We start from the raw sequence: 14523 nt of genomic DNA on the forward strand, positions 1-14523 counted from the left end.
TCCGATTATATTTTTTATGGGCGATCAGGCGGCAGCTGGCTCGGTAAACACGCGAGCGAAAGTCAGGTACATCGTTGTCGGGGATCTGTGCGATCCCCTTGGTTCTGAGTGTGAAGACGCGGTTTTTATTGTTCTCAGCGCATTCGCCTTATCAGCGATGCGCGACGCCAGGCAGTACGCAGAGCATCTCGTACAGCAAGTTGGCGCCCAGCAACGAGGTATTGCCGGTGGTGTCGTAAGGCGGCGAAACTTCTACCAGGTCGCAACCAATCAGATCGAGGCCCTGGCAGCCACGGATGATTTCGATGGCCTGGATGGTGGTCAGCCCGCCGATTTCAGGGGTGCCGGTGCCGGGCGCCCAGGCGGGGTCGATGCCGTCGATGTCAAAGCTCAGATACACCGGGCCGCCGCCGACTTTTTCCCGCACTTCGGCCATCAGCGGCGCGAGGGAGTGATGCCAGCATTCTTCGGCCTGGACCACACGGAAGCCTTGCTTGCGGCTCCAGTTGAAGTCTTCGGCGGTATACCCCTGGGCGCGCAGGCCGATCTGCACCACGCGGTCGCAATCGAGCAAGCCCTCTTCCACGGCGCGGCGGAAGGTGGTGCCGTGGGCAATTTTCTCGCCGAACATATGGTCGTTGACGTCGGCGTGGGCGTCGATGTGCACCAGCCCGACCTTGCCATGTTTTTTGTGGATCGCCCGCAGGATCGGCAGGGTGATGGTGTGGTCGCCACCCAGGGTCAGGGGGATGACGTTGTGCTCGAGGATCTCGTCGTAGGCTTCTTCGATGATGCGCACCGCGTCGAGCAGGTTAAAGGTATTGATCGCCACGTCGCCGATATCGGCCACCGACAATGAGTCGAAGGGGGCAGCGCCGGTGGCCATGTTATAGGGGCGGATCATCACCGACTCGGCACGGATTTCCCGTGGGCCGAAGCGCGTACCGGCGCGCAGCGAGGTGCCGATATCCAGAGGCACGCCGACGAAGGCGGCGTCCAGGCCCTTGGCGGTTTGCAGGTGGGGAAGGCGCATCATGGTGGCGATGCCGGCGAAGCGCGGCATTTCGTTGCCGCCCAGTGGTTGGTGGAAAATCTTGTCCACGGGATTGCCTCATCGTTGTTTTGTTTATTGATGGCCGATTCTGCGAAAAGCCTGGCTTAGGAAGAATCGGCAGAGGCAAATACTTAGTTCAGATTTTTCTAAACTAAAGCCTGGGGTAAACTCCATGGTCTCTGTAGGAGCGAGCTTGCTCGCGAAAAACGTCAACGATGATGCGCACATCCGGAATGTACGCGGCGTTCTCAGGTTTTTCGCGAGCAAGCTCGCTCCTACAGTTGATCGTTCCCACGCTCTGCGTGGGGATGCATCCTGTGATGCTCTGCGTCACGCTTCATTGGAGCCCCCATGGCCAACGCCTTGCCCGACCTGAAACTCCTGCGCATCTTCGTCAGCGTCGTGCGCCACCAAGGGTTTGCCAACGCCCAGCACGAGCTCAACCTGTCGACGTCGGCCATCAGCACCTACATGAGCCAACTCGAGTCAGCCTTGGGCCTGGTGCTGTGCCATCGTGGCCGTGGCGGCTTCAGCCTGACCAGCAAGGGCGAGCTGTTTCATCAGGAAACCCTGCGCCTGTTGGGCGAACTCGAAGGTTTCGAGCAATACGCCGCTGCGTTGAAAGGCGAATTGCGCGGCACCCTCAAGCTCGGGGTGCTCGACTCCACCGTCAGCGACAAGGCCTTGCCGTTCGCCGAAGTGATTGGCGCCTACAGCCTGGAGCACCCGGCGGTGCATTTACACCTGTCGGTGATGAGCCCCTACGAATTGCAACTGGGGGTCCAGGACAATCGCCTGGACCTGGCCATCGGTGCGTTCTCCAACCGCATGAGCGGGCTGGTCTACATGCCGCTGTACCGCGAACAGCACTGGTTGTATTGCAGCAACCGGCACCCATTGTTCAACGAGCGGCGCATCCCGGAACAAGTGATCACCCAGCAACGCATGGTCGGGCGAGGTTACTGGAGCCAGGCCGAGCTGGCGCGCCACGGCTTCAAGCACAGCGCTGCCACGGTGGAAAGTATGGAGGCGCAACTGATTCTGGTGCTGTCGGGCGCTTATATTGGCTACCTGCCCGAACACTACGCCCAGGCCTGGGCTGACAAGGGCGACCTGCGCGTTTTGCTGCCGGCCACCTTCGGCTACCAGGCGCCGTTTTCGCTGATCATGCGCCGTGGCCGCAGCCGCGAGCCCCTGATCCAGACCTTCCGCGATTTGCTCAAGACCCAGCTCAACCAGGCCTGAACACACCATGTCCCGACCCCATTGCCCGCGCTGCCTGCGCCCGACCACGCACTGCCTGTGTGCGCTGATCCCCCACCTCGACAGCCGCACCCGCGTGTTGGTGTTGCAGCACCCGAGCGAGGTCGGCCATGCGCTCAATACTGCGCGGCTGGCGGCGTTGGGCCTGAACAACGCGCAGTTGGTGGTGGGGGAGGTGTTTGATGACCTGGCGACGCTATTGAACCCGCCTGGCTATCGGGCACGCCTGTTGTTTCCGGCGGATGAAGCCGAGCCGCTGCACGCCTACGCACCTGACGATCAGCCACTGCTGTTGGTGGTTCCCGATGGCACCTGGCGCAAGGCGCGCAAACTGCTGCACCTCAACCCCTTGCTGGCGGCGTTGCCCCGGGTGACATTGGCCGAAGGCGGCGTTTCCCGCTATCGCTTGCGCAAGGCGCCGGGGCCTGGCGCCTTGTCGACGGTCGAAGCAATCACGCAAGCGTTGCAGGTATTGGAAGCGCCGACGTCGTTTGAGCCACTGCTCAAACCCTTTGAAGCGCTGATCGAAGGGCAGATTGCTGCGATGGGCGATGAAGTATTCCAGCGCAACCATGGCGACCCGACATAAACCCGGCTTATGCCTTTAAGCCATAAGCACCACACTTTGCGTGATATGGCCCGCCGGCCTTTCCCGGTATGATGTGCGCCCCGCAGTCTGGATTGCGAATACGCCATGACCTTGCAGTACCCAACAATCGCCGATTGTGTCGGCAACACGCCCCTGGTCCGCTTGCAACGCATGGCGGGTGAAACCAGCAATACCCTGTTGCTCAAACTCGAGGGCAACAACCCGGCCGGCTCCGTCAAAGACCGCCCGGCACTGTCGATGATCGCCCGCGCCGAGTTGCGTGGGCAGATCAAACCCGGCGACACCCTGATCGAAGCCACCTCCGGTAACACCGGGATCGCCCTGGCCATGGCCGCAGCGATCAAGGGTTACAAGATGGTGCTGATCATGCCCGACAACGGCAGTGCCGAGCGCAAGGCGGCGATGACCGCCTATGGTGCCCAACTGATCCTGGTGACTCAGGAAGAAGGCATGGAAGGCGCCCGCGATCTTGCCGAGCGCATGGCCGCCGAAGGCCGTGGCGTGGTGCTCGATCAGTTCGCCAACGGCGACAACCCCGAGGCGCACTACACCAGCACCGGCCCGGAGATCTGGCGCCAGACCCAGGGCACCATCACCCACTTCGTCAGCTCCATGGGCACCACCGGTACCATCATGGGCAACTCGCGCTACCTCAAGGAGCAGAACCCAGCGATTCAGATCGTCGGCCTGCAACCGATGGAAGGCGCGGCCATCCCGGGTATTCGTCGTTGGCCCGAAGAATATTTGCCGAAGATCTACAACGCCACGCGGGTAGACCGCATCATCGACATGGCCCAGCGCGAAGCCGAAGACACCACGCGCCGCCTGGCCCGTGAAGAAGGCATCTTCTGCGGCGTGTCCTCCGGTGGCGCCGTGGCCGGTATGTTGCGCTTGTCCAAAGAAGTGGAAAACGCGGTGATCGTCGCGATCATCTGTGACCGAGGCGACCGTTACCTGTCGACCGGCATTTTCGACGAACCCAACTGATGGCCAAGCACGAGAGAGGCTTGCGCTTCCAGCCAACGGGCGGCAGCCGGGCCCCGCAGATCCCGGTGGGCAAGAAACAACGCCTGACCATCGAGCGCCTGGCCAATGATGGCCGAGGCATCGTGTTCTTTGAAGGCCGCACCTGGTTTGTGACTGGTGCGTTGGCCGGCGAAGAGGTGGAAGCACGGGTGTTGGGCGCCCATGGCAAAGTGGTCGAGGCGCGCACCGAGCGGGTGTTCCAGGCGAGTGAGCTGCGGCGCCCTGCGCCCTGCGCTCATGTTGGCCGCTGTGGCGGCTGCAGCGTGCAGCATCTGCCTCATGACCAGCAACTTGCCCTGAAACAGCGCATGCTCGCCGAGCAACTGTCGCGGGTGGCAGGTGTCGAACCGCAAGAGTGGGCCGCGCCGTTGAGCGGGCCGGAGTTCGGTTATCGGCGCCGCGCCCGCGTAGCCGTGCGTTGGGACGCCAAGGCGAAGCAACTCGAAGTGGGTTTTCGCGCCGTGGCCAGTCAGGACATCGTCGCTATCGATGATTGCCCGGTGCTGGTACAGGCCTTGCAACCGATCATGCAGCGTTTGCCAGCGATGCTGCGTCGCTTGAGCAAACCGCAGGCGTTGGGGCATGTCGAGTTGTTCAGCGGTTCGTCCATCGCCGTGTTGCTGCGGCATATGGCGCCGTTGTCCGAGGCTGACCTGCAGATCCTCAAGGAATTCTGCACCTTCCATGACGCCCAATTGTGGCTGCACGGGGAAGGGCAGCCGGAGTCCGTCGAGCCGGGTCAGGCCCTGGGCTTCCGTTTGGAGGCGTGGGATCTGGAGCTGGCGTACCGTCCGGGCGACTTTGTGCAGGTCAACGCCGGGGTCAACCAGGCGATGGTCGCCCAAGCCCTGCAATGGCTGGCGCCACAAGCCGACGAACGGGTACTGGACCTGTTTTGCGGCCTGGGCAATTTCGCCCTGCCACTGGCTCGCCACGTACGCGAAGTGGTGGCGGTGGAGGGCGTACAGGCCATGGTGGACCGTGCGGCCCTCAATGCCGTCAGCAACCATTTGCATAACGCACAGTTTTTTCAGGCCGATTTGTCCCAGCCTTTGACCGACGCAGAATGGGCCAAACAGGGCTTTTCTGCGGTACTCTTGGACCCACCCCGCGATGGTGCCCTGGAGGTTGTGCGCAAACTCGCCGCCTTGGGGGCCAAGCGCCTGGTGTATGTGTCCTGCAACCCAGCCACGCTGGCGCGGGACACGGTTGAGTTGGTCAAGCAAGGCTACCGGCTAAAGCGTGCCGGGATCCTCGACATGTTTCCGCAGACCGCGCATGTCGAGGCCATGGCGTTATTTGAAGCGGGCTAGGATGCCCGTTTAATCCGACTGGCCTGCGTTCTCCAGGGCCTGAACACTGCCACGGAGCTCGCAGTAAAGTCGGCGATGATTTTGGCGCATCGAAGGTGCGTCGTAGGGAAGGTAAGCAAGATGGTACAGGTGAGAGCACACCAGCCGATCAACACCGACGGCAGTATCAATCTCGAGGCATGGCTGGATCATGCCGTCAGTGTCGACCCGGCACTGGACCGTGAAGCCTTGAAAGCAGCCTGCGAGTTCGCTCGTGAGTCTGAACAGCAAGACAATGCGGCCAAGAACCTGTGGGCCGAAGGCACTTCAAGTTTTCGCACTGGCCTGGAAATCGCCGAGATCCTGGCCGATCTCAAGCTGGACCAGGATTCGCTGATCGCCGCCGTGCTCTATCGCGGCGTACGCGAAGGGCATATTCCGTTGGCCACCGTTGGCCAGCGTTTCGGTTCGGTGGTGGCCAAGCTGATCGACGGCGTGCTGCGCATGGCGGCCATTAGCGCCAGCCTCAGCCCGCGGCAGTCGATGGTGCTGGGCACCCAGGGCCAGGTAGAGAACCTGCGCAAAATGCTGGTAGCGATGGTCGACGACGTACGCGTCGCCCTGATCAAGCTGGCCGAGCGTACCTGCGCGATCCGTGCGGTAAAGACCGCCGATGACGAAAAGCGCAACCGTGTGGCCCGCGAAGTCTTCGACATCTACGCGCCGCTGGCCCATCGCCTGGGCATCGGCCATATCAAGTGGGAGCTGGAGGATTTGTCCTTCCGCTACCTGGAACCTGACCAGTACAAACAGATCGCCACGCTGCTGCATGAGCGGCGCCTGGACCGCGAGCGCTTTATCAGCGACGTGATGGGCCAGTTGCGTTCGGAGCTGCAGGCCACCGGCGTGGACGCGGACATCAGCGGCCGCGCCAAGCACATCTATTCCATCTGGCGCAAAATGCAGCGCAAGGGCCTGGCCTTCAGCCAGATCTACGACGTGCGTGCGGTGCGCGTGCTGGTGCCGGAAATGCGCGACTGCTACACCGCGCTGGGTATCGTCCACACCCTGTGGCGGCACATTCCCAAGGAATTTGACGACTATATCGCCAACCCCAAGGAAAACGGCTACCGCTCGCTGCACACTGCCGTGATCGGCCCTGAAGGCAAGGTGCTGGAAGTGCAGATCCGCACCCACGCCATGCACGAAGAGGCCGAGCTGGGGGTGTGCGCGCACTGGCGCTACAAGGGCACCGACGTCAAGGCCGGGTCCAACCAGTACGAAGAGAAGATCTCCTGGCTGCGCCAAGTGCTGGAATGGCACGAAGAACTCGGCGACATCGGCGGCCTGGCCGAGCAACTGCGGGTGGATATCGAGCCGGACCGGGTCTATATCTTCACGCCTGACGGCCACGCCATCGACTTGCCCAAGGGCGCCACGCCGCTGGACTTTGCCTACCGCGTGCACACCGAAATCGGGCATAACTGCCGCGGCGCCAAGATCAACGGGCGCATCGTGCCGCTCAACTACAGCCTGCAAACCGGTGAACAGGTCGAGATCATCACCAGCAAGCACGGTACGCCGAGCCGCGACTGGCTGAACCCGAACTTGGGTTACATCACCACTTCGCGGGCGCGGGCGAAGATCGTCCACTGGTTCAAGCTACAGGCGCGTGACCAGAACGTCGCCGCCGGCAAGACCTTGCTTGAACGCGAACTGGCGCGCCTGGGCCTGCCTCAGGTGGACTTCGACAAGCTGGCCGAAAAGGCCAACATGAAGATCGCCGAAGACATGTTTGCCGCCCTCGGCGCGGGCGACCTGCGCCTGGCGCAACTGGTCAACCTGGCCCAGCAACTGGTCGAGCCTGAGCGCGGCAACGAACAGCTGGAGCTGATCCCGCGCAAAGCCACTGGCTACAAGCCGGGCAAGCGTGGCGATATCCAGATCCAGGGCGTGGGCAACCTGATGACGCAAATGGCCGGCTGCTGCCAGCCGTTGCCGGGCGACGCCATTGTCGGCTACATCACCCAGGGCCGTGGCGTGAGCATTCACCGCCAGGACTGCGCCTCGGTGCTGCAGTTGGGCGGGCGCGAACCGGAGCGGATCATCCAGGTCAGCTGGGGGCCGGTGCCGGTGCTCACGTATCCGGTGGACATTATCATCCGTGCCTACGACCGTTCCGGCTTGCTGCGTGACGTCTCGCAAGTGCTGCTCAACGAGCGGATCAACGTGCTGGCGGTCAACACCCGTTCGAACAAGGAAGACAACACTGCGTTGATGTCCCTGACCATCGAGATTCCGGGGTTGGACGCACTGGGACGGTTGCTGGGGCGGATTTCCCAGTTGCCGAACATCATCGAAACCCGGCGCAACCGCACCCCATGAATAGCTGGATGGGCGCGAACTGAATTGTGTTAGCTGCTTCATGTGGGAGCTGGCTTGCCTGCGATAGCATCACCTCGGTTTAACTGAAGCACCGAGTCGCGAGCATCGCAGGCAAGCCAGCTCCCACATTGGATTTTCAGCGGAAAGAGATACGATGTATTCACTCGAAGACCTGCTGCACCTGATGAGCCGCCTGCGCGACCCGCAATACGGCTGCCCGTGGGACATCAAGCAAACCTACGCGACCATCGTCCCGCACACGCTGGAGGAGGCCTATGAAGTGGCCGACGCCATCGAGCGCGGCGATTTCGATCACCTGCAAGGTGAGTTGGGCGACCTGCTGTTCCAAGTGGTGTATTACAGCCAACTGGCGCGGGAAGAAGGGCGCTTCGAATTTGCCGGCGTGATCGACGGCATCACCCGTAAGTTGATTCGCCGGCATCCTCACGTGTTCCCAACCGGCGACCTGTACGCACCGCTGGATATCCCGCAGTTGAGCGAAGAACAGGTCAAGGAACGCTGGGAGCAGATCAAAGCTGAGGAGCGCGCAGAAAAGTCCGACGCTCCCGAGCAACTCTCCCTGCTCGATGATGTGCCCACCGCCTTACCGTCGTTATCCCGTGCGGCCAAATTACAAAAGCGCGCCAGCCAGGTCGGTTTCGACTGGCCGTCCGCGTTGCCGGTGGTGGATAACGTGCGCGAAGAGTTGGACGAAGTGCTCGAAGCCATGGCCGATAACGACTCGGCAGCCATCGCCGATGAAGTCGGCGACCTGCTGTTTGCCGCGGTCAACCTGGCCCGTCACCTCAAGGTCGACCCGGAAACCGCCTTGCGCGGTGCCAATGCCAAGTTCGAACGACGTTTCCGATTTATCGAACAGGCATTGCGCGATACGCACCAACCCATAGAAGATTGCACCCTCGAAGAGTTGGACGCCCTGTGGGGCGAAGCCAAATGCCAGGAAAAGAATGTGTCCAGCTGCGGTTGAGCAGCTGCCTAAGTGAGTAAGCACCATGAGCCTTTCCCTTCGCGACCAGTTGCTCAAAGCAGGTCTGGTCAACCAAAAGCAGGCCAAACAGGTCGGCAAAGAGAAGCAGAAACAGCAGCGCCTGGTCCACAAGGGCCAGGCCGAAGTCGATGATACTCAGGCGCGCCTGGCCGCTGAGGCACACGCCGAGAAGGTCAAGCGTGACCAGGAGCTGAACCGTCAGCAGCAGGAAAAAGCCGAGGCCAAGGCGCGTACCGCCCAGGTCAAGCAACTGATCGAGACCTCGCGCCTGCCCAAGCTGACCACCGAGGACTACTACAACTTCGTCGATGACAAGAAGGTCAAGCGCCTGTCGGTCAACACGCTGATGCGCAACAAGCTGAGCAACGGCTCCCTGGCGATCGTGCACCACGGTGGCGGCTACGAGGTGATCCCGCGCGAAGCGGCGCTCAAAATCCAGGAGCGTGCTCCGGAGCGTATCGTGCAGCTCAACATCCTCACCGAAAGCCAGGTGCCGGATGAAGACGATCCGTACGCCGCTTACCAGATCCCTGATGATCTGATGTGGTAAGCCGCTAGAAACGACAAACCCCGCCAAACGGCGGGGTTTGTGTTTTAAGCGTGCAGCCTGTTACCAATCCACTGCGTAACTCAGGCTGAAGGTACGACCTTCGGCATTCGGGTACGGTGCGCGGGCGTTGGCCTGGGCGAACATGTTCTGGTAGTTGCGGTTCGTGAGGTTGTACACCGCACCTTCGAGGCGGCCTACCGGTAGCCTTACCGAGCCCAGCAAGTCGACCAGGGTGTAGCCCTGGATATCGCGGCCGTTGTTGTCTTTGGCCGCCGCGTCATAATTGGCCAGGCGCATACCCTGCAAGCGCAGGCTGTAGTCGTCACGCTCATAGCCTACAAAGGCTGTGGTCTTGGCGGGGGAGATGCGGGTGGCAGGCAGGTCGATCCACTTGCCGTTCTGCTGGGTCTCGCCTTTGGCGTAAGCGTAAGTACCGCCGACGGACCATTGGTCGCTGATGTTATAGGTCAGGCCGGTTTCGACGCCACGTACGCGTTCTTTCTGATTGATCAGGCGCAGCACACGATCATTGGCATCATAGAACTGCGTGACATCCGAGGTGTTTTCGTACGCGGTGACACTGGCCTGCCACTTGTCCCAGTCGCCACGCCAGCCCAGCTCGTAACTATCGACTTTCAAGGCCTGGGCATTGAGGTCCTGGATATCGTATTTGCTGTTCACGTCACGCAGGAAGCGCTGGATATCCGGTAGGGAAAAGCCCTGGCTGAAGTTGACGAACACATCCTGGTTGTCGGTCAGGTGGTACACCGCACCGAGGTTATACAGCGTGTCATCGTATTTGAGCGTGCCACCGGGCAGTGTCGCGCGGTTGCCGGTCTGGACGATTTCGCCATACGCGATGCTGTCGGAGACTTTACTCTCAATCCATTCGCGACGTACGCCACCGCGCAAGGTCCAGTTGTCGATGTCGTAGGAGAGCTGGCCAAAGATGGCTTTGGTGGTGGTCTCGATATCTGGACCCAGTTCGAACGTGGTACCGGTTTTCGTGTAGGTCAGGCCATTGACCCGGTATTGGTCGCCACGCTGGCGTGAGGTTTCATGGTCGTAGTCCGCGCCCCATACCAGGTTGCCCGTTGCCGGGCCGATGTCCGGCATCTGGGTCTCGATCGCCGCACGCAGGCCGTAGACGTCCTGCACGCTGTTGTTATCTGACACGCCTGCCCGGCCTCGGGACAGGTCTGGAAAGAACAGGGCGTCGGCCCGCCGCCAGTAGCTTTCGATCTGCAGGCCCTGGCCGTAGAAATCCTTGTCGGCGTAGTTGAGGTTGACCGCCTGGTTGTGGGTGTAGGGTTGGTCGCCTAGGTCCAGGCCTTTTACGGCGACTGCGTTGCTGGTGATGCGGGGGTTCTTGGTGTAGCGGGTGTCTTGTTCGTCCTTGTAGTCTTGCAGCGACAGGCTGATCTTCTTGTCGTCATCAAGCTCATAGCCGAAGCGACCTTGCAGGTCGTAGGTATCGGTGTCCATGTTGCTGCCCTGGGACGTGTCCTGGGGAATGCGCTTGCCATTACCGTCGAACTGATCGTTGCGCTGCACGGTGTTGCCCGAGAGGTACCAGTCCACCGGGCCCTTGCGCCCGGTGGCGCTTTGGAACGCCTGGTAAGCGAACCCCTTGTGGCTGAGGTTGTTACCGGCGGTCATGCCGATCTTGCTGCTGAACGCCAGGTCTTCACCTTGGTTGCGTTTGGTGATGATGTTGATGATGCCGCCCGATGCGCCTGCGCCGTAGACACTGCTGGCGCCGGAGATCACTTCGATACGCTCGATGCTTTCCGGTGCCACGCTGTTGAGCTGGCGGAAGTTATCGCGCGTGGCGTTTTGTGAAACCCCATCGATCAGGATCAGGGTATTACGCCCGCGAAGCGTCTGGCCGAAGTTGCTCATGCCGCCGCTGGAAGGGGCAATGCCAGGCACCAGTTGGCCGAGGATATCGGCGACCCGACGTCCTGCCCCGGTCTGCTGGCGGATTTGCGCTTCATTGATCACCTGCACGGAGCCTGGAATCTGCGCAATGCTGGTTTCGCTGCGCGTGGCCGATACGACTGTTGCCTGTAATTGCAGGCTGGTCGGGGCTGCCTGTGTCTGTTCTGTCTGATCGGCCCAGGCGGGCGCACTCATCGAGCCGAGAAGCGGCAGCAGAACGGCCAATTGCGATTTATTCATGGTTTGTCTCAGAGTTATTAGAAGTATTGACAGAAAAATCGGGTGTCTCAGGCGCTCGCGTATATGAACGGATCGCGCGGATACTCACTGCGGCCAATGCATAGGTCAGTGCGACCAGCCAGAAGCTGTGCGCCAGGCCCACCCACCCCATGCCGATACCGCCTATCAAGGCGCCGCACAGCGCACCTGCTTTGGCGGCGCTGTTACCCATGCCCAGGGCAAAACCCTGCTGGCTGGACGCGACGGTATTGGCGATCAGCGTGTAGGCCACGGGCAGCAAAGCTCCCTGCCACACGCCCCACAGCAACCGGCTGGCGATGAACCCCAACCATTCACTGGCCAGCGCCGTGCAGGCCAGCGTGAGGGCGCAGGCCCAGGTGACCCATTCGATGATGCGCAGCGTATGTGCTGGCTGATGTCGATCGAACAGGCGGCCCCATAACGGCGCAGACAGTGCCAGGGTCAAGGCGCTGGCGCCATAGCTGGCGCCGATCAGCCACGCGGGCGCCTGCAAAACCTCGGCAACATATAAAGCGTAAAACGGTTGCGGCATCATCCTGGCTGCCTGGATCAATACGATGATTCCCAACATCGCGCCAAGCCAGCCTTTGGGCAGTGCGACAGGCTTCGATGGGCGGGCAGGTCTGGATCGTGGTGAGTCGCTGGGCAAGAACGCGCTGATTATCGCGCACAACAGGCAGACGGCGGTGGCGCTGTAGCACAGCAATGCGAAACCGGATATGTCCATGAGCCAGCCGCCCAATACCGGCCCGGCCAGGGAGCCTACGGCAGTGGCTGATTGCAGCCTGGCAAGAATGTGACCCCGTCCGCCGTCGCCGCAGCAGGCCAGTGCGTAGGCTTGGGCAGCTGCAATGAAGCCGGCCAACGCACCTTGCACCACGCGGATGACCACCAGCCACCACGGATCAGGCGTTATCGCAGCCAGCGCCTGACACACCGCCAGTGCCAGCAACGCGCGGATGATCATGGGCTTATGGCCGGTACGGTCGCCCAGCTTCCCCCACATGGGCGTGAGGATCATCGCTGCCATCATCGGCCCGGCATACACCAGCGAAGACAGCAGGCCGGTGTACTGAGCATTGGCAACGCCCAACAGCGTCTGGATTTGCAGCGGCCAGAACGGTCCGCTCATTTCCATCGCCCCCATCGACACCAACTGAATCACCACCAGCAGCCGCAGCGCTGTGTTGTTAGTCGGCATTGGCGGCCGCGCTCAACGGGTTGGGCAGGCGCCCTACGATATCGGCATGACTCTCCAGCAGACGCATGCGCATGAACGACTTGGCCGGCCACGCGTGCTCCAGCAGTGCTTCGCGCTCGGTGGCCCAGCGCTGCGGATCAACCTGCGAGCGCAGGTCGTCAAAACACTGGCTGACCTGAGCCGACAGTTCATTCCAGAGCAGCGCCTGGGGGATGTCGAAGTGGCGCGCGGCAAGCAGGATGAGCTCGCCCAGATGGCACATGAATACGGTGTGCAGCAGCTTGTCCCTTACGAAACCTGCGTCGTCGTACAGCGTCATCTTCGGGTCGTGCAGTTCAATGTCCAGGCCGTGGGCGTGCAAGGTTTTGCGGTCGATACGGATATCGCCGAAATCGCGTAACAGCAGGCGGCTCAATTGCCCGTCTGCGGCCATGACCATAAAGGAGTTCTGCTGATGGGCCTCGAATGCAACGCCGTAGCGCAAATACATGCCCAGCAGCGCCGGCACACTGATCGCCGCGTACTCATGGAAGAAGGCGAGCATGGCCGCCGCGTCATCCTTGCCTTGGCTCAGGCGCACCCATTGGCGCAGCAGCGGCTGGCCGTGTTGATCAATGGCAAACAGGCTGCCCACCGGCACGGCCATTTCCCCGGGCTGGAGCTGGCTATGGGGATTGTCGCGATAGAGCACCGCCAGGTGGCGGGAGTGCTCGTCATTGGCCGGCTGTGGCTTGAAATGCACACCGATACGCTCGGGAACGATGCTGAGGATTTTCTGAATCGCAGGCTCGCGCTCCAGGATGGCCAGCAGCAAATGGCTGATCCGTGGGCCCATGCGCGCCGAGCGCGGTGAGACGGTGCGCTGCACGCTGGTCAGTCGCAGCGACACGGGCAGTTTGACCATAGGCGCATCGCAACGCCCTTCAGGCAATACGGTTCTGAATGACATGGTGGGGTGGGCGGTAAACGCGACGATATCGGTCAGCACCAGCAGTTTGTCGCCGATTTCGTTGGCGAACAGTTGGGGCAGTTCCTGGCGTGCCTGCCAAGGGTGGGAGGGCAATGGCAGATAATCGCCTGCCTGAAGGCCCTGTGCTTGCAGGACTGCGGTCAATTGCTGTGCCGCTTGCGGGAAGTGCTCGCTCCACCACTGCCAGTAATCGGCGGTACCGGCCAACTTTTCGACATGGGCAAATTGGCGATGCAGCGCGCACAGCAATACCGGAAAGCGTGCTTCGAATTCCGGCGAGTAGTCGATGACTTGCTCGGTATTCAGGCCTAGCTTGGTCTTGTAGTTGGGGTGCCATGGGTGACCCAATGTTCCCCACTGTTCAAGCACGGAAGTCGGGTTGATAACGCTCGGGCTGTTCTTGAGATGACTGAGGAGATTGTCTTGATACACCGGGTCCATGGACGCATGCAGCTTGAGCGTCCATTGCTCATGGAAGGCCAGGCACAAGGTGTCGTTGATGAAGCTGTCGTCGATCTCGACGTTGAGGCGGTTGAGCACTTCCCGGTCAGCAGGCGACTCAAGGCTGGCGTTAAGTAACGTCAACAATTGTGAGGGGAATTGGATTTTCTGTTCGGGCTGGCCTTCGCGCAACAGCATGACTTCGCCGCGCAGGTCCCAGCTTGCCATGCGGCCAGGACGCAAATGTTCGAAACGTAGTCGGGCTTGGCAAGGCAGTGTCAGCGAGCATTGCCCATGTTCGTCATAAATGAGCGTGCTGGAGTCCAGCAGGCTTTCACGAAACAATGCTTGGATCAGGCGTTGGAAGCTACGTTCGGCGGCGGGTGCCAGCGTATTGATCAGGGCTTGGAGGCTGACGTGGCTGGCCTGAAATTGCGCAGTGGCAAGTGCTTCGCTCCAGCGTTCCAGTAACGCGTTTTCTGGCTTGCTGCTATTTCCATGCATCTAATTGATTCCCTGA

11 protein-coding genes are annotated in these 14523 nt (G+C 61.2%); 7 read left to right on the plus strand and 4 right to left on the minus strand.

All coding sequences use genetic code 11. The features are described 5' to 3' along the window. Positions 1–151: 151 nt before the first annotated feature. Positions 152–1102, minus strand: coding sequence for an agmatinase (gene speB / locus BT199_RS00835; RefSeq protein ID WP_014719407.1), 951 nt, complete (start codon positions 1100–1102; stop codon positions 152–154). 303 nt (positions 1103–1405) lie between these two features. On the opposite strand from speB, the gene BT199_RS00840 reads away from it, so the two are divergent. From BT199_RS00840 to BT199_RS00870, 7 genes are all read left to right on the plus strand, one after another. After that, positions 1406–2299 carry a LysR family transcriptional regulator gene (locus BT199_RS00840; protein WP_014719406.1) on the plus strand — a complete coding sequence of 298 codons (894 nt, stop codon included), beginning with the start codon at positions 1406–1408 and terminating at the stop codon, positions 2297–2299. A gap of 7 nt (positions 2300–2306) precedes the next feature. Further along, complete coding sequence (locus BT199_RS00845; RefSeq protein ID WP_014719405.1) at positions 2307–2906, plus strand: tRNA-uridine aminocarboxypropyltransferase; 600 nt, start codon at positions 2307–2309, stop codon at positions 2904–2906. Between the two features lie 105 nt (positions 2907–3011). After that, the gene (gene cysM / locus BT199_RS00850) at positions 3012–3914 is read left to right on the plus strand and encodes a cysteine synthase CysM (RefSeq protein WP_003193080.1); all 903 of its coding nucleotides are present in this window, start codon (positions 3012–3014) and stop codon (positions 3912–3914) included. Next, positions 3914–5266: a 23S rRNA (uracil(1939)-C(5))-methyltransferase RlmD gene (gene rlmD, locus BT199_RS00855; protein ID WP_019820441.1), complete on the plus strand. Its 1353-nt coding sequence runs from the start codon at positions 3914–3916 to the stop codon at positions 5264–5266. Before cysM ends, rlmD begins: the two co-directional genes overlap by 1 nt. A gap of 120 nt (positions 5267–5386) precedes the next feature. Then, positions 5387–7630, plus strand: coding sequence for a GTP diphosphokinase (gene relA / locus BT199_RS00860; protein ID WP_005790193.1), 2244 nt, complete (start codon positions 5387–5389; stop codon positions 7628–7630). A gap of 154 nt (positions 7631–7784) precedes the next feature. Next, on the plus strand, positions 7785–8618 hold the full coding sequence (mazG, locus tag BT199_RS00865; protein WP_072433680.1) for a nucleoside triphosphate pyrophosphohydrolase: 834 nt from the start codon (positions 7785–7787) through the stop codon (positions 8616–8618). 25 nt (positions 8619–8643) lie between these two features. Further along, positions 8644–9189 (plus strand): DUF2058 domain-containing protein, encoded by a 546-nt coding sequence (locus BT199_RS00870; RefSeq protein WP_014719402.1) that lies wholly within the window; start codon positions 8644–8646, stop codon positions 9187–9189. Between the two features lie 60 nt (positions 9190–9249). On the opposite strand, the gene BT199_RS00875 is transcribed toward BT199_RS00870, so the two are convergent. Genes BT199_RS00875 through BT199_RS00885 form a run of 3 tightly spaced genes read right to left on the minus strand, consistent with a single transcriptional unit; the run spans position 9250 to position 14507 of the window. After that, positions 9250–11370 (minus strand): TonB-dependent receptor, encoded by a 2121-nt coding sequence (locus tag BT199_RS00875; RefSeq protein WP_032903118.1) that lies wholly within the window; start codon positions 11368–11370, stop codon positions 9250–9252. Continuing rightward, positions 11363–12592 carry an MFS transporter gene (locus tag BT199_RS00880; RefSeq protein WP_072433681.1) on the minus strand — a complete coding sequence of 410 codons (1230 nt, stop codon included), beginning with the start codon at positions 12590–12592 and terminating at the stop codon, positions 11363–11365. Before BT199_RS00880 ends, BT199_RS00875 begins: the two co-directional genes overlap by 8 nt. Further along, complete coding sequence (locus BT199_RS00885) at positions 12582–14507, minus strand: IucA/IucC family protein (protein WP_072433682.1); 1926 nt, start codon at positions 14505–14507, stop codon at positions 12582–12584. Before BT199_RS00885 ends, BT199_RS00880 begins: the two co-directional genes overlap by 11 nt. Positions 14508–14523: the final 16 nt, after the last annotated feature.

Origin of the sequence: Pseudomonas sp. NFR02 (assembly GCF_900119375.1) — a bacterium.
Classification (GTDB): domain Bacteria; phylum Pseudomonadota; class Gammaproteobacteria; order Pseudomonadales; family Pseudomonadaceae; genus Aquipseudomonas; species Aquipseudomonas paracarnis.